The organism is Luteibacter jiangsuensis (assembly GCF_030812295.1).
Taxonomy (GTDB): domain Bacteria; phylum Pseudomonadota; class Gammaproteobacteria; order Xanthomonadales; family Rhodanobacteraceae; genus Luteibacter; species Luteibacter jiangsuensis_A.
Window position 1 is genome coordinate 1,211,571 of sequence record NZ_JAUSSK010000001.1, and the last position, 23,623, is coordinate 1,235,193.

25 protein-coding genes and 1 pseudogene are annotated in these 23,623 nt (G+C 65.9%); 15 read left to right on the forward strand and 11 right to left on the reverse strand.

Annotated elements, in window-relative coordinates:
- Positions 1–3 precede the first annotated feature (3 nt).
- The 4 genes from J2T07_RS05320 to J2T07_RS05335 form a co-directional block, all read right to left on the reverse strand.
- Positions 4–915 carry a hypothetical protein gene (locus tag J2T07_RS05320; protein WP_306847867.1) on the reverse strand — a complete coding sequence of 304 codons (912 nt, stop codon included), beginning with the start codon at positions 913–915 and terminating at the stop codon, positions 4–6.
- The gene (locus J2T07_RS05325; protein ID WP_306847870.1) at positions 912–3,164 is read right to left on the reverse strand and encodes a M1 family metallopeptidase; all 2,253 of its coding nucleotides are present in this window, start codon (positions 3,162–3,164) and stop codon (positions 912–914) included. Before J2T07_RS05325 ends, J2T07_RS05320 begins: the two co-directional genes overlap by 4 nt.
- A gap of 74 nt (positions 3,165–3,238) precedes the next feature.
- Entirely contained in the window at positions 3,239–4,099 is an 861-nt protein-coding gene (locus tag J2T07_RS05330) for a 2OG-Fe(II) oxygenase (RefSeq protein WP_306847872.1), read from the reverse strand.
- Positions 4,100–4,236: 137 nt separating this feature from the next.
- Positions 4,237–4,488 carry a GIY-YIG nuclease family protein gene (locus J2T07_RS05335; RefSeq protein ID WP_306847874.1) on the reverse strand — a complete coding sequence of 84 codons (252 nt, stop codon included), beginning with the start codon at positions 4,486–4,488 and terminating at the stop codon, positions 4,237–4,239.
- 46 nt (positions 4,489–4,534) lie between these two features.
- Between J2T07_RS05335 and J2T07_RS05340 the strand changes: the two genes are divergently transcribed.
- Entirely contained in the window at positions 4,535–5,605 is a 1,071-nt protein-coding gene (locus J2T07_RS05340; protein WP_306847876.1) for a PLP-dependent aminotransferase family protein, read from the forward strand.
- 4 nt (positions 5,606–5,609) lie between these two features.
- On the opposite strand, the gene J2T07_RS05345 is transcribed toward J2T07_RS05340, so the two are convergent.
- Complete coding sequence (locus J2T07_RS05345) at positions 5,610–6,425, reverse strand: tRNA threonylcarbamoyladenosine dehydratase (protein ID WP_306847878.1); 816 nt, start codon at positions 6,423–6,425, stop codon at positions 5,610–5,612.
- Between the two features lie 65 nt (positions 6,426–6,490).
- Between J2T07_RS05345 and J2T07_RS05350 the strand changes: the two genes are divergently transcribed.
- From J2T07_RS05350 to cqsA, 4 genes are all read left to right on the forward strand, one after another.
- The gene (locus J2T07_RS05350) at positions 6,491–6,880 is read left to right on the forward strand and encodes a cytochrome C (RefSeq protein WP_306847880.1); all 390 of its coding nucleotides are present in this window, start codon (positions 6,491–6,493) and stop codon (positions 6,878–6,880) included.
- Positions 6,881–6,932: 52 nt separating this feature from the next.
- A complete protein-coding gene (locus tag J2T07_RS05355) occupies positions 6,933–8,309 on the forward strand; it encodes a sensor histidine kinase (protein WP_306847882.1) in 1,377 nt (458 codons plus the stop codon).
- A complete protein-coding gene (locus tag J2T07_RS05360; protein ID WP_306847883.1) occupies positions 8,309–9,346 on the forward strand; it encodes a response regulator in 1,038 nt (345 codons plus the stop codon). Before J2T07_RS05355 ends, J2T07_RS05360 begins: the two co-directional genes overlap by 1 nt.
- A gap of 276 nt (positions 9,347–9,622) precedes the next feature.
- The gene (cqsA, locus tag J2T07_RS05365; protein ID WP_306847885.1) at positions 9,623–10,888 is read left to right on the forward strand and encodes an alpha-hydroxyketone-type quorum-sensing autoinducer synthase; all 1,266 of its coding nucleotides are present in this window, start codon (positions 9,623–9,625) and stop codon (positions 10,886–10,888) included.
- Between the two features lie 27 nt (positions 10,889–10,915).
- On the opposite strand, the gene J2T07_RS05370 is transcribed toward cqsA, so the two are convergent.
- The 4 genes from J2T07_RS05370 to J2T07_RS05385 form a co-directional block, all read right to left on the reverse strand.
- Positions 10,916–11,221: a DUF962 domain-containing protein gene (locus J2T07_RS05370; RefSeq protein WP_306847887.1), complete on the reverse strand. Its 306-nt coding sequence runs from the start codon at positions 11,219–11,221 to the stop codon at positions 10,916–10,918.
- A gap of 13 nt (positions 11,222–11,234) precedes the next feature.
- Positions 11,235–12,101, reverse strand: a complete 867-nt coding sequence (locus tag J2T07_RS05375) for a pirin family protein (protein WP_306847889.1) — start codon at positions 12,099–12,101, stop codon at positions 11,235–11,237.
- 98 nt (positions 12,102–12,199) lie between these two features.
- Positions 12,200–12,403 (reverse strand): transcription antiterminator/RNA stability regulator CspE, encoded by a 204-nt coding sequence (gene cspE / locus J2T07_RS05380; RefSeq protein ID WP_306847892.1) that lies wholly within the window; start codon positions 12,401–12,403, stop codon positions 12,200–12,202.
- A gap of 392 nt (positions 12,404–12,795) precedes the next feature.
- On the reverse strand, positions 12,796–13,005 hold the full coding sequence (locus tag J2T07_RS05385; RefSeq protein ID WP_306847895.1) for a cold-shock protein: 210 nt from the start codon (positions 13,003–13,005) through the stop codon (positions 12,796–12,798).
- 340 nt (positions 13,006–13,345) lie between these two features.
- Here J2T07_RS05385 and J2T07_RS05390 point away from each other — a divergent pair, with 340 nt between their 5' ends.
- Positions 13,346–13,816, forward strand: coding sequence for a hypothetical protein (locus J2T07_RS05390; protein WP_306847897.1), 471 nt, complete (start codon positions 13,346–13,348; stop codon positions 13,814–13,816).
- Here J2T07_RS05390 and J2T07_RS05395 read toward each other — a convergent pair whose 3' ends face one another.
- Positions 13,817–15,085, reverse strand: a complete 1,269-nt coding sequence (locus J2T07_RS05395; protein ID WP_306847899.1) for a winged helix-turn-helix domain-containing protein — start codon at positions 15,083–15,085, stop codon at positions 13,817–13,819.
- A 116-nt stretch (positions 15,086–15,201) separates the two neighbouring features.
- On the opposite strand from J2T07_RS05395, the gene J2T07_RS05400 reads away from it, so the two are divergent.
- Together J2T07_RS05400 and J2T07_RS05405 are read left to right on the forward strand one after the other, a co-directional pair.
- Positions 15,202–15,639 carry an EF-hand domain-containing protein gene (locus tag J2T07_RS05400; protein WP_306847900.1) on the forward strand — a complete coding sequence of 146 codons (438 nt, stop codon included), beginning with the start codon at positions 15,202–15,204 and terminating at the stop codon, positions 15,637–15,639.
- A 139-nt stretch (positions 15,640–15,778) separates the two neighbouring features.
- Complete coding sequence (locus tag J2T07_RS05405) at positions 15,779–16,846, forward strand: phospholipase A (protein ID WP_306847901.1); 1,068 nt, start codon at positions 15,779–15,781, stop codon at positions 16,844–16,846.
- Between the two features lie 46 nt (positions 16,847–16,892).
- Here the strand turns inward: J2T07_RS05405 and J2T07_RS05410 are convergent, their stop codons facing one another.
- Positions 16,893–17,375, reverse strand: a complete 483-nt coding sequence (locus tag J2T07_RS05410; protein ID WP_306847902.1) for an FKBP-type peptidyl-prolyl cis-trans isomerase — start codon at positions 17,373–17,375, stop codon at positions 16,893–16,895.
- A 191-nt stretch (positions 17,376–17,566) separates the two neighbouring features.
- Here J2T07_RS05410 and J2T07_RS05415 point away from each other — a divergent pair, with 191 nt between their 5' ends.
- The 7 genes and pseudogenes from J2T07_RS05415 (at position 17,567) to efpL (ending at position 23,495) form a co-directional block, all read left to right on the forward strand.
- Positions 17,567–19,561 (forward strand): acetyl/propionyl/methylcrotonyl-CoA carboxylase subunit alpha, encoded by a 1,995-nt coding sequence (locus tag J2T07_RS05415; protein WP_306847903.1) that lies wholly within the window; start codon positions 17,567–17,569, stop codon positions 19,559–19,561.
- An 11-nt stretch (positions 19,562–19,572) separates the two neighbouring features.
- The gene (locus J2T07_RS05420; RefSeq protein WP_306847904.1) at positions 19,573–20,469 is read left to right on the forward strand and encodes a hydroxymethylglutaryl-CoA lyase; all 897 of its coding nucleotides are present in this window, start codon (positions 19,573–19,575) and stop codon (positions 20,467–20,469) included.
- Positions 20,470–20,509: 40 nt separating this feature from the next.
- A pseudogene (locus J2T07_RS05425) lies at positions 20,510–20,995 on the forward strand (GNAT family N-acetyltransferase); the annotation flags it as partial.
- Between the two features lie 150 nt (positions 20,996–21,145).
- Entirely contained in the window at positions 21,146–21,481 is a 336-nt protein-coding gene (locus tag J2T07_RS05430) for a GNAT family N-acetyltransferase (RefSeq protein ID WP_306847977.1), read from the forward strand.
- Positions 21,478–22,047, forward strand: a complete 570-nt coding sequence (locus J2T07_RS05435; protein WP_306847905.1) for a GNAT family N-acetyltransferase — start codon at positions 21,478–21,480, stop codon at positions 22,045–22,047. Before J2T07_RS05430 ends, J2T07_RS05435 begins: the two co-directional genes overlap by 4 nt.
- Before the next feature lie 93 nt (positions 22,048–22,140).
- Positions 22,141–22,908, forward strand: coding sequence for an SDR family NAD(P)-dependent oxidoreductase (locus J2T07_RS05440; protein ID WP_306847906.1), 768 nt, complete (start codon positions 22,141–22,143; stop codon positions 22,906–22,908).
- Positions 22,909–22,928: 20 nt separating this feature from the next.
- The gene (gene efpL, locus J2T07_RS05445) at positions 22,929–23,495 is read left to right on the forward strand and encodes an elongation factor P-like protein EfpL (protein WP_306847907.1); all 567 of its coding nucleotides are present in this window, start codon (positions 22,929–22,931) and stop codon (positions 23,493–23,495) included.
- Positions 23,496–23,623: the final 128 nt, after the last annotated feature.

A 23,623-nucleotide genomic window follows, 5' to 3' on the forward strand; every position in this document is an offset into this window, starting at 1 on the left:
CCCTTACAACGCCGGCGCGAAATCCGTGCGGCGGCGGCGATGCGGATTGACCGCCACCAACCCGGCGAGCGCCAGCAGGCGCGACGTGCGCATCCATGCCACGACGGCCACGCCGAGCTGGACGATCAGAACGCCTGCCAGAAGCCCGCTGCCCGCACCGGTGGTATGTCCTCGCCAGGCGGCGATAAGCACCGCGAGGACGCCCCCCACCAAGGTGACCGCCAGGTAGACGAATACGCTCGCAAAGGGGCGGCGGACGAACTGCATGAATCCCCTGCCCAGTGCGCGGAAGGCCGAACGCAGGCCGACGTCGGCGATGAATTGTGCGCGAGCGGATTCGACGATCACCTGCGCGACCACGAAAAACAGCAAGCCGACCGCCAACGCACCATGCTGATACAGGTCGGCGGTCGAGGGCAGGAACGCGGCGTCGACCTTGCGCTCCGCGAACGTGGACGCAGCATGCGTCACCAAGGCGAACACACCATACGGGACCAGGGACAGGATCATCAGGCGAAGCATGCGCCCGTATTCCATCGCCCCGCCCTGAAGCAGGCCGCCAAAACCGAGCGCCCGGTTCGCGCGGCCACCAGCCACCGCCATGCCGGTAAGGAATGGCGATACCGCCAGCGTCAGCAGGACCCCTGCCACGAAGGCCATGCCTGTCCATCCATTGGCATCGCGCAGGGCGGAGAAGACATCGGAGAACATCAGTCCGTCGAAGTGCGCCGCCCACGTGTCGGCATGCACCGAATACCCGAGCAGACGATCGAGCACCTTCCACAACGGCAAGGCGACCACCATGGTCGGCAGCAAGGTGATCAGTATCCACAACAGCACCAGCCGCCATTGCAGGCCGCCGAGGGCGCCATGGCCGAGGGCCGCGATGGCCGAGCGTTTCTGACGGTCGTTCATAACGTCACCAGGAAGGCGTAAAGGCCCTGCAGCAGAGCCGCGAAATCGGCGCCCCAACGATGCGACGCGGCGTGGTTGGCGTCCACGGTACGGCTGTCGTCGAGCTTGTTCGCGTCCAGGTAGATCTTCCTGTCCGGATCAAGTTCGGCCGACGTGCCCTTCACCGGCTTGGTGAAGACGAAGCGGGCCCAGCGGCGATCGTCGTCCCAGTGGACGGCCTCCACCGATCCGTCCGCGAACGACACCTTGAGTGTTTGCGGAACGCGCGCGCCATCCCGCCACACCGTTACCGTCGTCTTCCACGGAAAGGGACCGGTACCATCAGCCGCATCGGGATGCGCGTCCTTCCATGCCTCACGCTGTTTCGACACTGCCTCGTCATTCTGCTCGGACGACAGTTCGACACGATGGCCATTCTTGATCGTGGTTCCCGCGAGCGGCAGCACTTCCTCGCTGACGATCTCTTTCACGCGGTCGTCGATACGCGCGGTGCCATAGACGTATTGGTCGAATACCTGTGCCACGACGTCGGGTTTTCCCGAAGCGTCGGCGATCGAAGCCTGGAGGTCGGCGATCGACGGATGACGGAAGTGCCATGTCGCGTAGTACTGGCGATACGCCTTCTCCGTCACGTCCTTGCCGAGGCGTTCCTCCAGATCGTGCATGGCCGTCGCGGTGCGCGAGTAGACCGTGCCGTAGTCGGCGCTGGACAGGCGGTCCCACGCGTTCTGCCCGAGCGGGTCGGAGGGACGCGGCAGCAAGGCGAACATCCGCTCGAGCGCGAACACGTCCATCGGCGCTTCCACGCCGAAGAACTGCCACAGCGGCTTGGTCAGGTACACCCGCTGCTTGCGTTCGCGCAGCATGCGGTCGTCCCAGTATTCGTTGAGGCCTTCATCCAGCATCGGCTCTTCGAATTCGTTCGAGGCGAGCAAGCCGTAGAAATAGCCATGGCCGAACTCGTGGATGGTCACGAAGTCGAGGATGTATTCGTCGAGCGTCTTCGGCTTCACCTCGGTGAAGCTGTCCGCGGTGAAGAACGTGGGGTATTCCATGCCACCCGCTTCGGATGCGTTGAACGGCGGCACCACGGCGGTCACCGTCTTGTAGGGATAAGGGCCCAGCGTCGACGAGAAGTAGCCGAGCGAATCGATGGTTGCCTTCAAGACGGGTTTCGCGCTCGCCTCGTACTCGGGTGGATAGACCACCTTCACCTTCACGGGCGGACTGCCCGGACCGGTGTATTCGCCCTCCAGCGTCTTGTAGCCGGGCGCGGCCATCCAGGCGAAGTCGTGCACGTCGGCCTGGGCGAAATGCCAGGTCAGTTCGTTGCCTTCGGGAGTGGGATCGCCCTGCTGCTCGCCGACGGCCGCCACCACGTAATCCCGGGGAACGGTCATACGAACATCGTATTCGCCGAAGTCGGCATAGAACTCGCTGTTGAAATGGAATTCGTGCACGTTCCAGCGCGGCTCGGTGGCACCTCGTTCACCAGGCAGTTCCAGTACGCCGATCTTGGGAAACCACTGGCCGACGAGGTGGAACTTGCCGACGTAGCCGGTGCGCTCGATCACGCGTGGCAACTGGCTGTGGAAGTTCATGTCCAGCGTGACGCTTCCGCCCGCCGGCACCGGCCGTGCCAGGTCGACGCGAACCACGGTATGGTCGGTATCGGGGCCGCCATCCGGATGGACGTAGCGCCACTTCAACGCCGCACCATCCTGTTCCACATTGCCCAGGTCGATATAACCCCACTCGCCTTTTTTCACCTCGGCGACACCACGCGAGCCGCCGTGGGCGGCAAGTACACGCCGTTCTGTAAAAAAGGTACTCCCCTCGCCTTCGAAGGCGTTGAGATAGAGGTGCAGGAACACTGAGCCGACCGGCCGGTCACTCCGATTGCGCCAGGTCAGCTGCTGCTGGCCGTCCACGGTGTGTTTCGCGGGATCGAGGCGGGCCTGGATTCGGTAGGACACCACGCGGTCGGACAGCGTCGCTTCACTGCCAGTGCGCGGCCCGCCCCATGCGGTCGGCGCGCTGGGCGTGCGCACGGAAGCGGCGTGTGCCGAGGCAAAAGGAATCTCGGCCGGCTCGATCGCCACGGCAGCCGGTGCGGCGACGGTGGACCCGGCGGCGGGGACCGGCGTGGCAGGCCGGGCTTGCGCAGGCTCCTGCGCCCATGCGCCTTGAGCGCACGCGAGTGCGCCGAGCACGACGTAACGAACGACTCTGGCTGCCTGGCGGCGCATCGATCGACCCTCCCCTTGAAGCCGATGAGATTGCGGGCTATGACGTGGGCCGGATATAGGCCAGAGGTCACGGTTCAGCCAGGAAACGAGCGCTCGCGCATCCACTTGGTGAGGATCCACTTCTCGCCGCGGACCACGGGCGCCCCGCCATGCAACGACAACGGATCGAGCGACCCGTCCGGCGCCGTGTACTCGAAATACAGGGCCTGACCCTTGCGCGGTACATAGCTGAAATCGATCCGGGGGAAGACGGTTTCGCCACCGGCCTCGACATCGTTGAGGTACATGATCAGGGTCGATACGCGCTGGCCGCCGTTCTTCAGGTGCGACTGGCTGCCCGGATCGTCCGGCGGAAAGAAATCGAAATGGGGCACGTATTGGGCGCCGACGCCGTAACGCATGGCCTGCAGGCCCTCCCCGTGATCCTCGGTCATCCGCATGATCGCGGCGGCGCGCGCATCGACGCGAGCGATCAGTTCGTTCTCCGAACGCCCGAAGTTGGCACCTTCACTCGTCCGGATGTCCTGTACGACGCCGATGCCCGTGCCCGGGCTGACCACCTCCGAGCGAGCCAGGCGCGTGGTGGCCAGGCTGCGCAGCTGGTCGCATTCGACCGGGTCCAGCACGCCGTCGAGCACGGCGATCGTCGGACGGGACACCCGCACGAGCACGCGTACGCCGCGATCGCCCACATAGAGAACATGGCCATCTTCAAGGCGGCTGCTGAACGTGGCGGGCTCTGGCGCCTGCGCCGGTTGCCGCGGGGCGATGCCGCCGAACAGGGCCTCGGCGATCGCATCGCGTGCCGCCCATTCGTCGAAGCGATTTTGTTTCATGATCCCGAGGACGTCGGCGGGAGCGTGGCCGGCGGCAAGCGACTCGCCGATCCATCGGTGCCAATCGGGGGTGATCTTCGTGTGCAGGCGAGCTTCCATGGCATGGCCTCCTTACGTCGGTGGAATTCCGTTTCTCGTCTCGCCCATCCTATGCCAGTCCAACGTCTACGGGTACCCCATGTCCCATCGACCCGGTGTTCGGTCGACGCCCCCATGGCGCACGGTGACGAGCGGAGCTATACGCCGTCATGGGCGTTCAGCCAGGCCAGCTTCCTCGTCTTCGGCAGGCGCTTCACCTCGTACTCGGCCTTCGACGCCGCCGAACGGTCGGCGAAGGGGCGAAAGCCCAGCAGCCGTACCGGCGGATTGGCCCGCGTGTAACGCGCTCCCTTGCCCGCGACGTGGGCGGCATAGCGCGCGTCGAGGTCGTTGGTGATCCCCGCATACCACGCTCCGTTCCGGCATTCGATCAAATAGACGCACCACATGGAAGCGAAGCCTAGCAGCCCTGGCGGGCACCCCTACAATGCGGCCATGGAACCCAGCTACAACCTGGCGGTGAACCTCCCCCTTCGCGGAAGCGTCGTCACCCGCCTTCGCGCCGCGCTAGCCACCACGCCGGTGGATGTCGAGTCGCTCGCCTATCCCGATCCCGCCGGCGCCCTGTGGATCAGGAAGGCGATCGCAGGCTGGCTGGAGCGCGTGGGAGGGCACGGTCCGGTCGATCCCGAGCTCATCGCCTTGACGATCGGCGCGCGGCACGCGCTCGCCCTCGCGCTGGCCGCGTCCACCGCCGGACGACATCCTGCCGTGCTCGTCGAGGAGCACACGTACCACGGCGTCCGTCGCATGGCGAAGCACCTCGGCACGCGTTGCGTCGACGTGGCGATGGACCGGCATGGCATGAGGCCCGATGCCTTGATGCAGGCGGCCACGCGATCGCGCGCCCGGGCCCTGTATGTCCAACCCACGTTGCAGAACCCAACGACGGCGACCATGCCGCTGGAACGGCGCCTGGACATCGCGGAGGTCGCGGAGCGCCTCGGCCTGACCATCGTCGAGGGCGACGTCTACTCACCACTGCATCGGCCGGTGCGCGAAGGCCTGCCGCCACTTGCCCGACTCGCTCCCCACCGAACCGTGCACTGCGGTGGCATCGGCAAGATCGTCGGACCGGGTCTGCGGGTCGGCTGGATGGTGCACGCCGACGCGACGATGCAGGCGGTTACATCGGCCAGGATCCAGCTCGAGCAGGATGGCCTGCCCGCGCTTGCGTCATCCATCGTCGCCCGCTGGATGGATGACGGCACGGCGGAGGCGCTACTCGACGAACTGACCGACGCCATGGCGTCACGCGCCGGGATGGCGCGGCGGATCATCGGCGAACACCTGGTCACATCCGGAACCGGCCTGCACGCGTGGCTTCCGCTGCCGGACGCGCCCGCCATGGAGAAACGCCTCCTCGCACGCGGCGTCCACGTCGCCGCGTCGAAGCACTTCGTCGGCACGGGGCGGCAGGCTGCCGGCATCCGCCTTGCCATGGGTGCCGAGGAAGATCCTGACCGGCTCGAAGAAGCATTGCGGATCGTCGCCGCCGAGCGCTGAAGGGTCAGCCCCGGGCCGATACCAGTTTTTCGAGTGCCTTCCCTACCGCCGCGAAGGCGAAGGCCCCGGTCACATGCGTGGCCGCGCCCAACCCACCACCGCAATCGAGCTTGAGCGCATCGCCTCCCGGCGGACGCACCCCACAGACACTGCCGTCGGCCTGCGGATAGCGCACGTTCTGCAGTGAGTAAACCGCCGAAACGCCGAAGAAGCGGTCCGGATTGCGGGGGAACCCATGTTCCTGGCGAAGCTTCTTCCGGATCATGCTGAGCATGGCGTCGTGCTCGGTCCGCGAAAGGTCGCGCACGCGGATCTGGGTAGGGTCGGTACGTCCGCCCGCCGCGCCGACGGTGATCAGCGGAACCTTGCGCCGGCGACACCAGACGATGGTCTCGAGCTTGACCTTGAGCGCGTCGCAGGCGTCGATCACCACGTCGTAGTTGCGGTCCAGCAGGTCGTCGAGGGACGACGGGGTGAGGAAACGCTCCACGGCTTCGAGACGGATGGTCGGGCTGATCGCATGCGCGCGCTCGGCGATGACACCCACCTTGGGTTTCCCGTACTGGCCGTCCAGCGCATGGAGCTGGCGGTTCGTGTTGGAAAGGCAGACGTCGTCGCCGTCGATCAGGGTGAGCCGGCCTACGCCGCTTCGGGCAAGGGCCTCGGCCGCCCATGAGCCCACCCCACCCACGCCGATCACGCAAACGTGCGCTTGGGCCAGGCGGTCCAGGCTGCCGCGGCCATACAGTCGTTCGATGCCGGCGAAACGTTCTGCCTGGGCCGTACTCACGTGGGTCTCGATCGGGAAATCCGTGTTCATTGTCTCATATCGAAAGAATGGGACCGTCGGCTATGCTGACGGCCTCGTGCTGCCATGGATCACCGATGCGCCCGTTGCTACTCGTCATCCTCGGACTCGTGGTCGGCGCGATGGGTGCCACCTTCGCCTTGTCCGCGCTGCGGCAGGGAACGCCGTTCCACCTCGGGGTGATGGCGGTCATGCAGCACCACATGGGCGTCCTGCGCGCCAACGTGCGGGCGAAACAATGCGATGCCAAGGGCTCACTGGCCCACCTGTCGCGCATGCGGGAAAACGCCGGGGATGTCCGCGAGGCATTCCCCGGCATGGACGCGCCCTTCTACGGCGGAGGGGACAAGCTCGTCGCGGCGATCGACGATGCCATCTCCCATGCCCCTGGCAGCTGTGCGGCCCTGGCCGGCGTGCTCGCCCCCATCGGCGAGGCCTGCCAGGCCTGCCACCAGCAGTACCAATGAACGCGGCGGCCTTCGCTTGCCCCTCGAGCCACTGACGGACGCCATGCCACCCATGTCCACGCCCCCGGACAATTCGACCCGCCCGCGCCAGTTCTTCCGCATGCAATTGTGGCTGCTGCTGCGCGCGCTGGCCCGGTTCGAAACGACGATGTTCCTGCGCACGCGTTATTCGCAGCCGAAAATGGTCGCGATCGGTGTGGTCGGCAGTTTTTCCCTCGCCGTGTACTACCCGGTGTGGGCCTACCTGTTCCCACAGCCGTATGAGAACCTGCCCATGCGGCTGCTTTGCAGCGCCACCTTCATCCCGCTGGCCCTCTTGCCATGGTGGCCGCGCCGCCTGCGCACGCACCTGCCGACGTACTGGTACTTCGCGATGACCGTGGCGATGCCGTTCTTCGTCGGCTACATGACCTTGCGCAACGCCACGCCCGCGTGGCTCATGACCCACCTCGCCTGCGTGATGCTGCTGATGATGCTGTTCGACATCGCCAGCTTTCTCGTGGTGTTCACCCTGGGCAGCCTGATCGCCGCGCTGGTGTTCGCGCTCTCGCCCGAGGCGCACCTGCACACCCAGACCATGCTCGAGTACATCCCGCTCCTGCTGTTCGCGATGGTCGGTGGCGCCACCTGTACCGTATCGTCCAACATGGCCGAACAGACGAGGATCGACGCCCTGACGGCCGCCTCGAACAACATCGCCCATGAGCTGCGCACCCCCCTGGGTTCCCTGCGCATCGCCGCGCGCGCCGTCGCCCGCTTCATGCCCGATCTGCTCCGTAGCCACCGGCTGGCAGAAAGCCAGGGGCTGCCCGTGCCCGACGTGCGCGCACAGAACCTGCACGCGCTGGAGCGCAGCATCGGCGTCATGGAGCGCGAGGTCACCTACGCGAACACCATCATCGACATGCTGCTGCTCTCCGCCAGGCCGATCGGCGAGGTACCGCTCACCCCGTTGGGGGCGCGCGAATGCGTGGAGCAGGCCCTGCGCCGATTCCCCTACGGCTCGCGCGCGGAGCGCGAAAGGATCACCCTGTCACCCACGGGCGATTTTCGCCTGCTCGGGGAGGAAGCGCTGGTGGTCCATGTGCTCTTCAATTTGCTGCGCAACGCGCTGTTCCACATCGACCGGGCCGGCAAGGGGGAGATCGGGGTGTATATCGAGCCGGACGAACAGGCCAACCGGATCCGGGTCCTCGACACCGGCCCCGGCATCCCGCCGGACGTGCTTCCCCGTATCTTCAACCGTTTCTATTCCTATTCGAGCGACAGCGCCGGGAGCGGGACCATCACCGGGCTGGGCATAGGTCTCGCTTTTTGTCGCGCGGCGATGGAGCATATGGGCGGTGGCATCGCATGCCGTACCAACCTGGGCGAATTCACTGAATTCACCCTCACCTTCCCGCATCCGGAGACCGGGGACCGGCAGTGATGACGCTGAACTCACAGGGCGATATCCAGCCCTTCCATTTCCCGACCACGACGGTGCTCGTGGACGACCACGAGGAATACCTCGACGTCGTCCCGTTGCTGCTCGACCCGATGGTGCGGGTGCGCACGTTCAGTTCCCCGCGCAGCGCCCTGGCCACGCTGGGCAACAACGGCAGCCGCCCCGTGCCTGGCGGCGGCTGGCTGTACCGCTGGAAAGACCGTCCTTCGGAAACGCAGGAACTGGTCGCCCTGGACATCGACTCGATCCACCGGGTGGTCTACGACCCCGAACGGTTTGCCGAGATCTCCGTGGTGGTGGTCGACCAGGCCATGCCCGAGATGGATGGCATCACCTTCTGCAAGCGCTTGCCGAATCCGCATATCGGCAAGATCCTCCTGACCGGCCGCGCCGACGATGCGACGGCCATCGACGCCTTCAATTCCGGGGTGATCGACCGTTTCATCCGGAAGAACGACCCGCTCGCGATCGAAAAGCTGCAGACCGCCATCACCGAACTGCAGCACCGTTACTTCGAACGCGCCAGCGCCTTCGTCGCCGAGACCCTGGCCCTGGGCAATTTCCGTTTCCTGCGCGACCCGGCCTTCCGCGAAGTCCTGCAGAGCGTCACGGCAACGTTCCAGCCGGTGGAATGCTACGTGCACTGCAACCCTACCGGTCTGCTCCTGGTCGACGCGTGGGGCATCGGCCGTTTCCTCCTCGTCCAGACCGACGAGGACCTGCGCACGCACTATGAAATTGCGGCAGATCTGGGGGCGCCGGCCACGGTCCTGGAAGCCCTGCGCAGCGGCGAAGCCCTGCCCTGGTTCAATTCACGGGACGGCTTCTACCATAAGGGCGTCAGCCACCCGGAATCGCACCTGTACCCGGCAACGGCCATTTCCGGCGAACAGTGGTACTACTACGCCCTCATCGACGACGTGGAGCGGTTCCGCCTGCAACATGTGAAGTCATACCGTACATGGCTACGCGAGCAGGACCTGAGCCTGGCCGCCGACAGCAGGCCACGCTTCATCTAGCCGGGCCCTGAATCCAAACGAGTTCACCATCCCGTGGCGGAGCTTCCGGCGCGCGCGGTAGCCGTTTGGTCCAAAAATCCATCGTCGTGTTCGGACCATCCGGTCCCTGCGACGTCTCTCTGGTAATGGCATGAGGCAGGGGTTCCGCAAACGGTACCCTGGCAGGACGCCTCCCTCTCTAACGAATTCGCGTCTGCCCGGGCGAGGCCGACGCGTGCCGCCCCCTCGGGCGGCGCCTGAATTCGCCCATCCATTCACCAGAGAGAGAGATGAACCATGGAAAACGTTTCCATCCTGCATCGCCCCGCCAAGGCACCCGTGCTTCCCGATTTCGTCGCGCGAAGAGTCGATCGATTTCACAACGAACGCGTGGCGGTCGATTGGGGCGGCCGTCACATTTTGAGGGGCCGGCGGCCGCACGACGGCGACCTCATGCTTCAGAGCAACGACTATCTCGCTATCGCCGGGCACCCCGCGATTGTCGAAGCGCAGCGTACGTCCCTTGCCGAAGGAGGCCTGGGAATGATGATGTCTGCGCTGTTCCAGCAAGATGCCAACCAGCCATTGCATCGCGCGGAAGCCGAGCTCGCGCGGGCGGTCGGCAGCGAGGACGGCATCCTTGCCCAATCCGGCTTCGCGGCCAACGTGGGCCTCATCCAGTCCATCGCCACGGAACGCGTGCCGGTATACGTCGACATGCTGGCCCACGCGTCGCTCTGGGAAGGCATCCGCAGCGCGGGCGCCAAGGCGGTGTCCGTGCTGCACAACGACGTGGCCCATCTCGAACGGCAGGTCTTGCGCAACGGCCAGGGCGTGATCGTCGTCGATGCGGTCTACAGCACCAACGGAAGCGTGGCGCCGCTGGTCGAGATCGCTCGCGTCGCCCGGGAGCACGGTTGTGTCCTCGTCGTGGACGAGTCCCACTCGCTCGGCACGCACGGGCGCCGCGGCGAAGGCCTCGTGGCCAGCCTTGGCCTCAACGATCGCGTGCACTTCATTACGGCGAGCCTGGCCAAGGCCTACTGCTCGCGCGCGGGGTTCATCGCCTGCACGACGCATTTCAAGGACTACTTCGGCTGCGAGGCGCTACCCGCGATTTTCAGTTCGTCGCTGTTGCCCTATGAACTGGCGGGCCTTTCGGCTGCGCACCGGGTCATTCAAGCCGAAGACTGGCGCAGGCGCAGGCTGCGCGGGATCACCCGTTACGTGCGTCGCGAACTGACCGCACTGGGCTACCCCATCGGGGACGGCACCGAGCAGATCGTCGCGTTCGAGGCGGGGCAGGAAATCCTGACCGGACGCGTGCGCGACATCATGGAGCGTCACGGCGTGTTCGGCTCGGTGTTCAGCGCACCGGCGACAACGGTCAATCGTTCACTGCTGCGATTGACCCTGAACGCCGGCATGAGCGACACGGACGTGGAAAGACTGGTCGAGGTGTGCCGCTTGGCCCGTGGCGAAATGGCGATCGATTCCTGGAGCGCGACGCGGCGCGCGCAACGCGAATGCCATCGCCAGGACGCCTCCGCCGAGGTGGCATGATGGACGCCCGGCCCCGTTCCGGCCAACTCAGCGCAACGATACGCGCCCGCGCAAGATGTCGGCGAACATCACCCAATCGCCCATGAGGCTGTAAAACGGATGGCGAAAGGTCGCCGGCCGGTTTTTCTCGAACACGAAGTGCCCGATCCAGGCGAAACCGTAGCCACCGGCCAGCGCCAGCACCAACCAGCGGAACTGGCCGGTGGCGACGAGCATGACCAGCGCCGCCAGCACGACCCAACTGCCGGCGAAATGGAGGCGGCGGCAACGCACGTCGGTGTGCTCGCCGAGGTAATAAGGATAGAACTCGCGGAAACTGGCGAACCTGGCCATGCCTATACCCCGCTCAATAGGTAGGCAGGGGAATCCGCTCGTACTCGTCGCCGGGCACGACCGGGAAGCGGCCCGCGGACCAGTCGGCCTTGGCTGCCTCGATCAACTCATTCGAACTGGCCACGAAATTCCACCAAAGATGCCGCTCGCCATCGAGTGGCGCGCCACCGAACAACATCACCAGCGATCGCTCCTTCGCTTCCAGCACCGGCGGTTCGCCCTCGTGCGCCACGGCCATGTCCAGCGCGGCGAGGTCGGTTTCGCCGAAACGTACGGCCCCCTCGACCACGTAAGCACCCCATTCCGCATGCTGTCCCGGCATCGACAGACGGGCCCCCTTCTCGAGGCGTGCCTCGACGAAGAACATGGGAGCGAACACACGTACCGGCGACGTCTCGCCGAAGGCATCGCCTGCGATGACCACGAGCCGGGCTCCATCACGCTCCACTTTCGGCAACTCGGCCGCGGCGTGGTGATGAAATTCCGGGTCGATCCCTTCGTGCGACTTCGGCAGCGCCACCCATACCTGGATGCCGTGCAGGTTGCCGCCATGCCGCGCCTCCGGCGGGGTGCGCTCGGAATGCACGATGCCACGGCCGGCGGTCATCCAGTTCACGTCACCCGGATGGATGTCCACCGCGCTGCCGAGGCTGTCGCGATGGCGGATCACACCATCGAACAGCCACGTGACGGTGGCGAGGCCGATATGCGGATGCGGACGCACATCGAGCCCCGTGTCGTCGGCGAACGCCGCAGGGCCCATCTGGTCGAAGAATACGAAGGGCCCGACGTGCCGCGCCTTCAGGTGGGGAAGCATGCGCCGAACGACGAATCCGTTGCCGAGATCGCGCGGCTTGCCGTCGATGGGGATGGTGGTCATGGGGGACTCCGCAGGGCACGCAAAAGCCCCCCCGGCGCAGCTGCGCCGAAGGAGCGGAAGTCATGCAAGAACGGGCGGCGCGAGCCGGCCCGAACAAATCACTTCGGAACGACGTCGTCCGCCTGCGGGCCCTTTTGGCCCTGGGTCACCTTGTATTCCACCTTCTGACCTTCCTGCAGCGACTTGAAGCCGCTGCCCTGGATCGAACGGAAATGCACGAATACGTCCGGACCACCTTCATCCTGAGTGATGAAGCCAAAGCCCTTGGCGTCGTTGAACCACTTCACAGTACCTGTTGCCATCACACACACCTCTATCCAACACTCGAAAACCGGCTCGCAAGCCGGCGACTTACTGGGAATGCAGGACCGGGTGAAGCGATGGAGCGTCAGACTGCTCGCTTACATCGGGTCACTCTCGTGACCGCGCAGACACAGTAGCCCAGATAATAACCACATTTTTCGGAAGTTCTGTAGGGGAACCCCTACAGGAGACGATTTTTTGACGTCGATCACGCAGAAAAGCGTGAAGGAGCCTGGAAATCCGAATCCCGGCTCGATCGACCGACGAAAAAGAACCTAAAAAGGTTCTGGTCGGGCCCGAATCGCGAAGTACTGCCCGATCTTGCGCGAAAAACAAAAAAAGCCGGGCGTTGCCGCCCGGCTTTTCGCAAAACTTGGGTTGCCCCGGCCGATTAAGCGGCCTGGACTTCCTCAGCCTGCAAGCCCTTCTGGCCATTCACGACCTTGAAGGAGACCTTCTGGCCTTCGGCAAGGGACTTGAAGCCATTGCTCTGGATAGCGCGGAAGTGGACGAACACGTCCGGGCCAGCTTCACGCGAAATGAAGCCAAAACCCTTTGCATCGTTGAACCACTTGACGGTGCCGATCTCACGATCCGACATAGAAACACTCCAATACGATTTACGAATGAAACCAGCGACTTGTTGTAAGTCGCCGCATTACTGGTGTGCAAGGAAACGCGAGGAGCGAAGCGATGTTGCGGATACGTGATCAGCTGCATCGGGTCAACATAACTCTATGACCCCGGCAAACACAGTCCGGAGACTATACCCGTACCTGAAGGAAATAGCGATGACCCTGAATTGCCCCCGGGCTCCCCCATCGCTGACGTGGATTTCACCCCGGTTGGGGACATCCTTGCCCCGCGTCGCACTAGCGGTGCGACTTTGGCTACCATCCGTCCACGCTCGCCAAGGGGACCGACGACCCATGAACCGCTCCATGATCCGCATTGCCCCACTCCTGATCGGCGCCCTCGCGCTGGCCGCCTGCTCGGACCACAAGACCAAGCCGGAACCCACCACCAGCCGCACCGTGAGTTCGACCGCCACGGCAGGCGGTGGTACCCGGGCCACCACCTCCACGACCTCGACGAGCGCCGCCCCAAAAAGTGGCGGCAGCCGCACGGGTGCGAGCGGCAAGCAGGCTCCCCTGCCCGACAACACCGGCATCGCGTCCTGCGACGAGTACCTGGCCAGCTACAAGAGCTGCCACCTCGCCGCGGGCATCTACGCCCGCGACCAGATCGAAAGCCGCTACGAGCTCATGCGGACCAGTCTGCTGCGGCAGTCGCAGGATGCCGACATGCGCGACCAGTTGGCGAACCGCTGCACGTCGCTGGCCAACCAGCTCAAGGAGGCGCTGCACGGCAAGTCGTGCTCGGACGTGCCCGCCCCCGCCTCCACCCGCTGATCAGCCGGACAAGGCCTTGCCGATGAGCGAAGCCAGCCCCCGGGGCTGGCTTCGCTCCACCACGACGCGAGGCGTGCCATGCCAGGCGGCGCATTCGTCGATCGCCAGGGCCAGCCCCTCCACGAGCACCGGGGAAAGGGCCTCGCCTGGCTCCAGCCAGATGCCCAGGACCTGGAACAAGCCGCCCTGGCGGTGGGCTTTCGCATCCAGGCGCCCGACCAGCCGGCCACGATGCAGGATGGGGAGCACGTAGTAGCCATACTTGCGCTTCGGCGCGGGCGTATAGCACTCGATCGTGTATTCGAAACCGAACAGGTCCATCGCCCGAGCGCGATCCCAGACGACGGGATCGAAGGGGGATAGCAACGTGGTCCGCGTCGCCCGCAGGCTTCCCCGCACTGCCTCGTCGAGCAGCGACGCGTGCGAGCGATGCACGTAGGCCGGCTCGTCCCAGCCGTCGACAGCTATCCGTATCAGTGACCCATCGGCCAGCATCGGCACCAGTTCCTCGTCCGTCACGCGCGGACGCAGGCGGAAGTAATCCGCTATCCAGCGTGCCTTCGCGATACCGAGCGCACGCATGCTTTCGATGATGAAATAGCGGCGCACGGCCGCCTCGTCCTGGGTGCCGGGGGGCGGAGGCTCGGGCCAATGGGCGGTCACCCGCTCGGCAAGGTCGTAGACCCGCTGGAAACGCTCCCGGCGCGCCACCATGAGCCGGCCCAGTGCGAACCATGCCTCGAGCCAGCGCTTCTCCGGTTTCCAGCCCCACCAGCCCTTGCTTGCCGGAGCGTCACGCTCGAAATCGGCGGCACGCAGGGGGCCTTCCCGGCGAATCCGCTCCAGCAGCGCATCCATGTCGGTGCGCGCCTCGGCATGGGTGCGTTCGGCGCTCTTGTGCGCCCAGTGGCCCGCGCGCCCCGATCGGTAGTCACGGTGGTAGTGGAACTGGCCGGAGGGAACGAAACACGCCTCATGAGCCCAGCATTCAGCGATGAGCCCCTCGGCCAGGGTCTCGTCGAGCCATTCGTTGCGGTAGCCACCGAGGCGCGAGAACAAGACCATATAGGGGCTGCGTGCGACGACGTTTATCGTGTCGATCTGCAGCAATCCCATCCGCGCGATGATTGTTGCCACATCGGGCTTGCGCGCCTTGCGGGTACCCCGCTTCAGCAAACCCTGCGCGGCGAGGTGCATGAGCTGGGCGGAGCGGGATGAGAGACGAAGCACGTCGCCCGTGGAGGCAGCGTCGGTTACGCGTGACGACACGGTGGAGGCCTTATCGCAATTGGGCCGCCATTAAATCGCCCCTTGCTAGCGTGGGCAATGATGCCGTGCGCTGACGCGTTCGGTGCGTTCCCCTAGCTGACGAAAGGAGGCTTTCGATGAAGAAGCAAGTTCGCGCCGTCGCCCTCGGCGCATCGCTGTTGCTGGCAGGCGCGGCAATCGCCCAGAACGCCCCGCCGCCGGGACAGGTCCCGCCTCCGCCACCGGGCGAAGCCACCCCGCCTCCGCCCCCTCCGGCGAACGCGCCGTTGCCGCCCCCCGCTCCGGGCACCGAGGGAGGCGCGCCTGGCACGACCCTCTCGACGCCGCAGGGCCAGGTCACCGTGAACAGTGGCCCCGCGCCGGCGAAGCCGGCCGGACCCGCGCCGGATTTCGCCACGCTCGCCGGCGGCAAAGGCTCGATCAGCGAGGAGCAGGCCTCCGCCTATCCCCTGCTGGCCAATGATTTCCAGTACGCGGATAGCAACCGCGATGGAAAAATCTCAAAGGCCGAGTACCAACGCTGGGTGAGCAAGTCGGGAGCCAGCGGACAGTAAGCATCTCGCGCCCGGCTCCGGGCTGGAAACTCCGAGCCGGGCTGTTGCGACGCGTACCGCTGCACGTTTTTCCCACGCTCGCGGCCGCTACACTTCTCCCTCGCCGGTGCCAGCCCGGCTCGCAGGGAGTCACACCAACATGAAGCCATTCCGCGCCGCCGGCGCCCTCGGCGCCTACGCGTGCCTGCACACGGGCCTCGCATTTGCGCAGAACCCGAGCCCCATCGATATCCGTGCCTGCGCCGGCATCGAAACCGATTCGCAGCGCCTTCTCTGCTACGACAAGGCCGTGGGTCGCGACCAGTTGCCACAGGCCGTGAAGAAGGAAGACCGCGACGGGGAATCAATCAGCGTCGACCTGGCCACGCGCAATTCGGGTGGTGTCGCCAAGCCGCTCTCGCTGCTCGACAGCCGCTGGGAACTCTCACCCGAATCCAAGCTCGGCACCTTCAACCTGCGCGGATACAAACCCACGTATGCGCTGCCATTCTTCGGCACCACGAAGCAGAACACCACGCCGCATAGTCCCGCTCCGGACCACACGGTCACGACACCGCAGGAACTCCAGAGCGTCGAGGCCAAGTTCCAGATCAGCCTGAAAACCAAGGTCGCGGAAAACCTCTTCGACGACAACGGCGATGTCTGGGTCGGCTATACGCAGTCGTCGCGATGGCAGGTCTACAACCCTGACAATTCGCGCCCCTTCCGCGAGACGAACTACGAGCCGGAGGCCATGCTGGTATTCAATACGAACTACCAGGTGCTGGGCTGGACGGGCCGCCTCGCCGGCATCGGCATCAACCACCAGTCCAACGGACGCGCCGATCCGCTCTCGCGCAGCTGGAATCGCGTGATCGCCGACATCGGCCTGGAGCGCGAAGGCTGGACGATCATGCTGCGACCATGGTGGCGCATTCCGGAAGATCGCAAGGACGACGACAATCCCGACATCCAGGACTATATGGGCCGGGGGGAGATACAGGTGGTGCATGAGGTGGGCCGACAGGAATTCGGCCTGACCGCGCGCCATTCATTCCGTGGCGGGGACCGCTCGCACGGGTCGTTGCGCGGGACGTGGAGTTTCCCGGTGGCGGGCAACCTGCGCGGCTACCTCGAGATATTCAATGGCTACGGCGAGAGCCTGATCGACTACAACCACAGGGCGACGTACCTAGGCCTCGGCGTGTCGTTGCTCGATTGGTATTGATCCAGCCCTATCGGGAGTGCCCCCACAGGGCTGGATCAACGGACGATCAGTGGTGGTGGCCGCCTTCGCCGTGGACGTGGCCGTGCGACAGTTCTTCGTCGCTCGCCTCGCGGACGTTGGTGATCTCGATGGCGAAGTGCAGCGTCTGGCCGGCGAGCGGGTGGTTGCCGTCGACGGTGACGTTGTCGCCCTCGATCTTGCTCACGGTCACGTTGATGCTGCCCTGGTCGTTGCGACCCTGGAACTGCATGCCCGGCTGGAGGTCTTCCACGCCCTGGAATGCCGCGCGCGGCACCACCTGGATCAATTCCGCGTGGCGCGGGCCATAGCCTTCTTCCGGTGCCACGTCGACCTTGAACTGGTCACCGGCCGAACGGCCTTCCAGTGCCTTTTCCAGGCCCGGCACGATATGGCCTTCGCCATGGATGTAGGCCAGCGGCTCACGTCCGTCCGAGCTATCGATGACGTTGCCCTGGTCGTCGGTCAGCGTGTAATGGAAGGAAACGGCGTGTCGATCGGCGATCTGCATGAATTAAATTCTCGCTCTGGAGGGGATAAGGGAAGACGTGGATGCCCTCCGGGACCTCCAAGGCTAGGCGACCCGTCCGCGTACTGCAAATCCGCGGCGCCCCGGATGCTGCGCCGCAACCCGCCGCGAGGCCGCGATCTGCTAGCTTTCCCGCTTTTCCCATCCCCCTCCGAAACCCCGACGGGAGCCGCATGTTCGACTGCATTCTGATCGCCAATCGTGGCGAGATCGCCTGCCGCGTGATCCGGACCTGCCGCCGCCTGGGCATCCGCACCGTCGCCGTCTATTCCACGGCCGACGCCGACGCCCAGCACGTGCGCCTGGCGGACGAGGCCTGGCCGATCGGCGGCCCCCGGCCGGCGGAGTCCTACCTGCGCGGCGAGGCCATCCTGGACGTGGCGCGGCGTAGCGGTGCCCAGGCCATCCATCCCGGTTACGGCTTCCTTTCCGAGAACACGGATTTCGCCAGGGCCTGCGCCGCCGCCGGCATCGTCTTCATCGGACCCCGCCCCGAAAGCATCGATGCGATGGGCTCCAAGGCCGCCGCGAAGGCGCTGATGGAGAAACACGCCGTGCCGCTGGTGCCCGGCTACCACGGGGAAGACCAGGAGCCGGCGCACCTTGCCGCCGAAGCCACCAGGACCGGGTTTCCGCTCATGATCAAGGCCGCCGCGGGCGGCGGCGGCAAGGGCATGCGTATCGTGCGCGACGCGGCCGGCTTTGCCGATGCGCTTGCCTCGGCTCAGCGCGAAGCGGCGAATGCCTTCGGCGACACGCGAGTGATCCTCGAACGATATGTCGGGCATCCGCGACATATCGAGTTCCAGGTGTTTGGCGACAGTCACGGCAACATCATCCACCTCAACGAACGCGAGTGCTCCGCGCAACGCCGCTACCAGAAGGTGCTCGAAGAGACGCCTTCTCCCTTCCTCGACGAGGAGCGCCGTGCGCGGATGGGAGCGGCGGCTGTCGCGGCCGCGCGGGCGGTGGACTACGTGGGCGCGGGCACCGTCGAATTCATCGTCGGCCAGGATGGCGAATTCTTCTTCATGGAGATGAACACTCGCCTGCAGGTGGAGCATCCGGTCACCGAGGAAACCCTCGGTCTCGACCTGGTCGAATGGCAGCTGCGCGTGGCACACGGCGAGCCCCTGCCACTTCGCCAGGAGGATGTCCGGGCCAGCGGCCACGCGATCGAGGTGCGCCTGTACGCCGAAGACCCCGAAGCGAACTTCCTGCCGGGCTCCGGACGCCTTGCGGCGCTGGCATTGCCCTCGCCATCGAGGCATGTGCGCCTGGATGCCGGCGTGGTCGCCGGCGACACGGTAACGATTTTCTACGACCCGATGATCGCCAAGCTCATCGTCCACGATCGCGACCGCGCAAAGGCGCTCGAACGCCTGCGCGAGGCACTCGCCCAGACCGACATCGCCGGACCGAAGTCGAACGTGGCCTTCCTCGAGCGCCTTGCCCGCCACCCCGCGGTGGTGGAAGGCCGCATCGACACCGGCTACCTCGACCGCCATCTCGACGAGTTCCTGATGGGCACCACGCGGGCGGGCGACCTCGAGTGTTTCGCCGCCGCCACGGCCGTCCTGCTCGCCGACGAGTCCGCGCCGGCCGTGGCCGCGGGCGACCCTCATTCGCCGTGGGCCAGCGCCGATGCATGGCGCCTGGGCCATCCTGGAAAGCGCGTGGTCGCCCTGATGGAAGGCGAATGCCGCCACGAAATCGACGCGCACGGACACGACGGCCACTACGTCCTCCACCAGGGGGACCATTCGTGCACCGTGGCGGGTGCGCGCCTGGGCGACGGCATCTTGTCCGCCCGGTTCGACGGCCGGGCACGGCGTGTCCCCCTGTCGATGGAAGGCACGCGCATCCGCTTGCACGACGACGAGGGCCGACGTTGGACCTTCGAACGCGCTCCCGCCTATGCGTGGGCCGGCGAGGCTTCCCCAGGCGCCCGCCACCTCGTCGCCCCGATGCCGGGACGCATCGTGCTGGTCCGCGCCACGGCCGGAGATGTGGTCGAGGAAGGCCAGGAATTGCTGGTGATGGAAGCGATGAAGATGGAGTTGGCCTTGAAGGCGCCCCGTGCCGGTACGATCGAGTCCGTATCCGCCGCGCAAGGCGACTTCGTGGACGCCGATGCGATCCTCGTCCGCTTCACGGAAACGGCCTGATGGAAACCCGCATGAACGCATCGAATCACGTCCGCATCGTCGAAGTCGGCCCTCGCGACGGCTTGCAGAACGAAAAGGCTCTCTTGCCCGCGGCGGTGAAGATCGAACTGATCGACCGCCTCTCCGCCACGGGCCTTGCCACCATCGAGGCCACCAGCTTCGTCAGTCCGAAGTGGGTACCCCAGCTTGCGGACGCCGCCGAGGTATTTCGTGGCATCCGCAAGGCGCCCGGCGTGGTCTATCCGGTGCTCGTGCCGAACCTGCAAGGCTACGAACGGGCGCGCGAAGCCGGCGCCGGCGAAGTGGCCGTGTTCACCGCGGCTTCCGAGGCGTTCAACCGCGCCAACATCAACGCGTCGATCGACGAGTCCATCGACCGCTTCATGCCCGTGCTCGAACGCGCCCGCGCGGACGGCGTCGCCGTGCGCGGTTACGTGTCGACGGTGCTCGGTTGCCCATACCAGGGCGAGGTCCCGGTGGCCGACGTGGTCCGCGTCGCGCGCCGCCTGCACGACCTGGGCTGCCACGAGATATCCCTCGGCGACACGATCGGCGTGGGCACGCCGGTGAAGGCGCGCGACATGTTGCGCGCCGTCGCCAGCGAGGTGCCCATGAGCGCCCTGGCCGTCCATTTCCACGATACCTACGGCCAGGCGCTCGCGAACATCCTCACCTGCCTCGACGAAGGCGTTCGCGTGGTGGACAGCGCCGTGTCCGGCACGGGTGGTTGCCCCTATGCAAAGGGCGCCACCGGAAATGTCGCCAGTGAAGACGTGGTCTACATGCTGCATGGCATGGGCATGACGACGGGCATCGACCTCGACAAACTGATCGAAACCGGGGCCTGGCTGGCCGGGCGGCTGGGCAAGGAAACCGCGAGCCGCGTCACCCGGGCCCGGACGGCCTGAGCGGCTCCCACGTGAGCGGGTTTCATGGCAGCATCCATGTATGCCTGCCGACTATCTCATCCGCCCGATCGAGCCTCGCGACGATGCCGACATCGCCGCCGTCATTCGCACCGTCATGCCGGAATTCGGCGCGGACGGGCCCGGTTTCGCCATCCACGATGCCGAGGTGGACAGGATGTCCCAGGCTTATTCGCTGCCGCGCACCGCTTATTTCGTGGTCGAAAAGGACGGGCACGCGATCGGCGGTGGCGGTATCGCCCCCTTGGAGGGCGGCGACGCCGAGACCTGCGAGCTGCGCAAGATGTATTTCCTGCGCGAGGCCCGAGGCACGGGTGCCGCGTCGCAGCTGATCCGGCGCTGCCTGGATGCCGCGCGACGCGCCGGCTTCTCACGCTGCTACCTGGAGACCCTCACCGGCATGGACGCCGCGCAGACGCTTTACCTTCGCCACGGGTTCACCCGCATCGACGCGCCCATGGGCGGCACCGGCCACTTCAGCTGCGACCGCTTTTTCCTGCGCAACCTCAACGACGGCGACCTCATCGTCGCGCCGACACCGCCATCGCTGGTTTTCGCCATCGACGATCCCGGCCGCGACGATGTGCTTCCGCTGATCGAGCAGTTGCACGGCTACCTCTCGGATCTCGACCGGCACCTTCCGCCACCGTCGGCAAGCGTGGAAAGCCTGCGGCAGCCGCATACCACCTTCATGACGGCGCGTGTCGACGGCATTCCACTGGCGTGCGGTGCGGGAGTGGACCACGGTGACTACGTCGAACTGAAATACATGTACGTGCTTCCCGCCTGCCGTGGCATGGGACTCGGCAAGCAGATGCTCGAGGCGCTCGAGCAACAGATACGCGCCAACGGCGGAAAGATCGTGAAACTCGAGACCGGCACCGCGCAGACCGAATCCATCGAACTGTACGAGCGCTCGGGCTACCGCCGCTGCCGCCCGTTCGGAGAGCATGGCGCCCAACCCTCCAGCATCTTCATGGAGAAGCCCCTGTGATCCGTATCGCCGTCGAGGCGGACGCCGCCGCCTGCCATGCCATCTACGCTCCCGTCGTGGAGAGCAGCGCCATCACGTTCGAGACCGAGCTTCCCGGGGAAGAAGCCATGCGTGGGCGCATCCGCGGCAAGCTGGCGAATCATCCCTGGCTGGTCTGGGAAGAACAAGGCGACGTGATCGCCTATGCCTACGCAGGCCGCTTCCGCGAACGCGCCGCCTACGACTGGATCGCCGAGACGTCCATCTACGTGCACGAGAAAGCCCGCCGCCGTGGCATCGCCCGCCGTCTCTACGGCGCGTTGCTCGGGACCATGCGCCTGCAGGGCATCAACCAGGCCGTCGGCGTGATCACGCTTCCCGGCGATCCCAGCGTGACGATGCACGAATCCATGGGCTTCGCGCCGGCCGGCGTCTGGCCGAAAGCCGGCTACAAGCTCGGCCGGTGGTGGGACGTGGGCGTATGGAGCCTGTTCCTGGCCGAACCGGCCACGCCCCCACCCGCGGTGGTTCCCTTCGCCGGGCTGGTGGAATCGAACGCACTGCATGCGTTCCTTGCCGCGTCCTGACCACGTCGCACGTTCGTGTGCCGATGCACAAAGCCATCGGCGGCACCCTCGGCTAAGATGTGCCTCTTTGTCAGTCGCACCAGCGGAGTCTTCATGCAGCTCGAACAGGTCAGGGCCGTCATCACCGGCGGCGCATCCGGTCTGGGGCACGCCGTCGCCCAACGTCTCGTCGCCGCCGGCGCGAAGGTGGCGCTCTTCGACGTCAACGAGGAAAAGGGCCAGGCCGCGGCCTCCGCCCTGGGCCCTCTCGCCACGTTCCAGCGCACCGACGTCACCTCCGAGGAGAACGTGGCGACCAACGTCGGCGCGGCGCGCGAAGCGATGGGAGGCCTGAACGTGGTCGTGAACTGCGCGGGCATCCTGGGAGCCGGACGCGTACTCGGCAAGGAAGGCCCCATGCCCTTGTCCACGTTCACCGGCACCGTGATGGTCAACCTCGTGGGCAGTTTCAACGTCGCCAAGGCCGCCGCGCAACTCATGCAGGCGAATGCGGCCGGCGAAGACGGCGAGCGCGGCGTGATCGTCAACACGGCCTCGGTCGCCGCCTACGAGGGACAGATCGGGCAGGCCGCCTATTCCGCCTCCAAGGGCGGCGTGGTGGGCATGACCCTGCCGATGGCGCGCGAACTGTCGCGCTTCGGCATCCGCGTCAACACGATCGCACCCGGCATCTTCTGGACACCGATGGTCGACGGCATGCCGCCGCAGGTGCAGGAATCCCTGTCCGCGTCGATTCCGTTCCCGTCGCGCCTGGGCAGGCCGGAAGAGTTCGCCGACACCGTGGCCTTCATCCTCACCAGCCGTTACCTCAACGGCGAGACGATCCGCCTCGACGGCGCCGTGCGTCTCGCCCCGAAATAATCCACTCCAAGTCGAACCCCATGAAAGCATCCGAAGTAAAGAAGGGTAACGTCGTCGAGAACGATGGCACCGTGTACCAGGTCCGTGACATCGAACGCAGCGCGCCCACCGCGCGCGGCGGCAACGTCACCTTCCGCTTCACCCTTTACTCCATTCCCGGCAATCGCAAGTACGACCTCAGCCTGCGCGCCGACGACGAGTTGAAGGAAGTCGAACTCAGTCGCCGCCAGGCGAAGTTCTCGTACATGGACGGCGACGCGTTCGTCTTCATGGACGACGAGGACTATACGCAGTACGTCCTCGGTCCCGAGGTGGTCGGCGACAACGCCGGCTACGTCGTGGAGGACCTGGAAGGATATTTCGTGCAGGTGATCGACGATGCGCCGGTCGGCCTCCAGGTGCCCACCTCGGTGGTCCTTGTCGTCACCGATACCGCGCCGGAACTGAAGGGAGCCAGCGCCACCAAGCGCACCAAGCCGGCCACCCTGCAGACCGGCATCGAGGTGCAGGTGCCGGAATACATCACCACCGGCGAGAAGGTCACGGTGAACACGCTTACCGGCGAGTTCGCGGGCCGCGCGTCGTGATCGTCGCGGGGGGGGGGGGGGGGGGGGGGGGGGGGGGCCGCCCCCCCCCCCCCCCCCCCAACCCCCCCCCCCCCCCCCCCGTTTGGGGCGCGGCCGCCGCAACAGACCCCGCGAGACGCCCAAAAAGC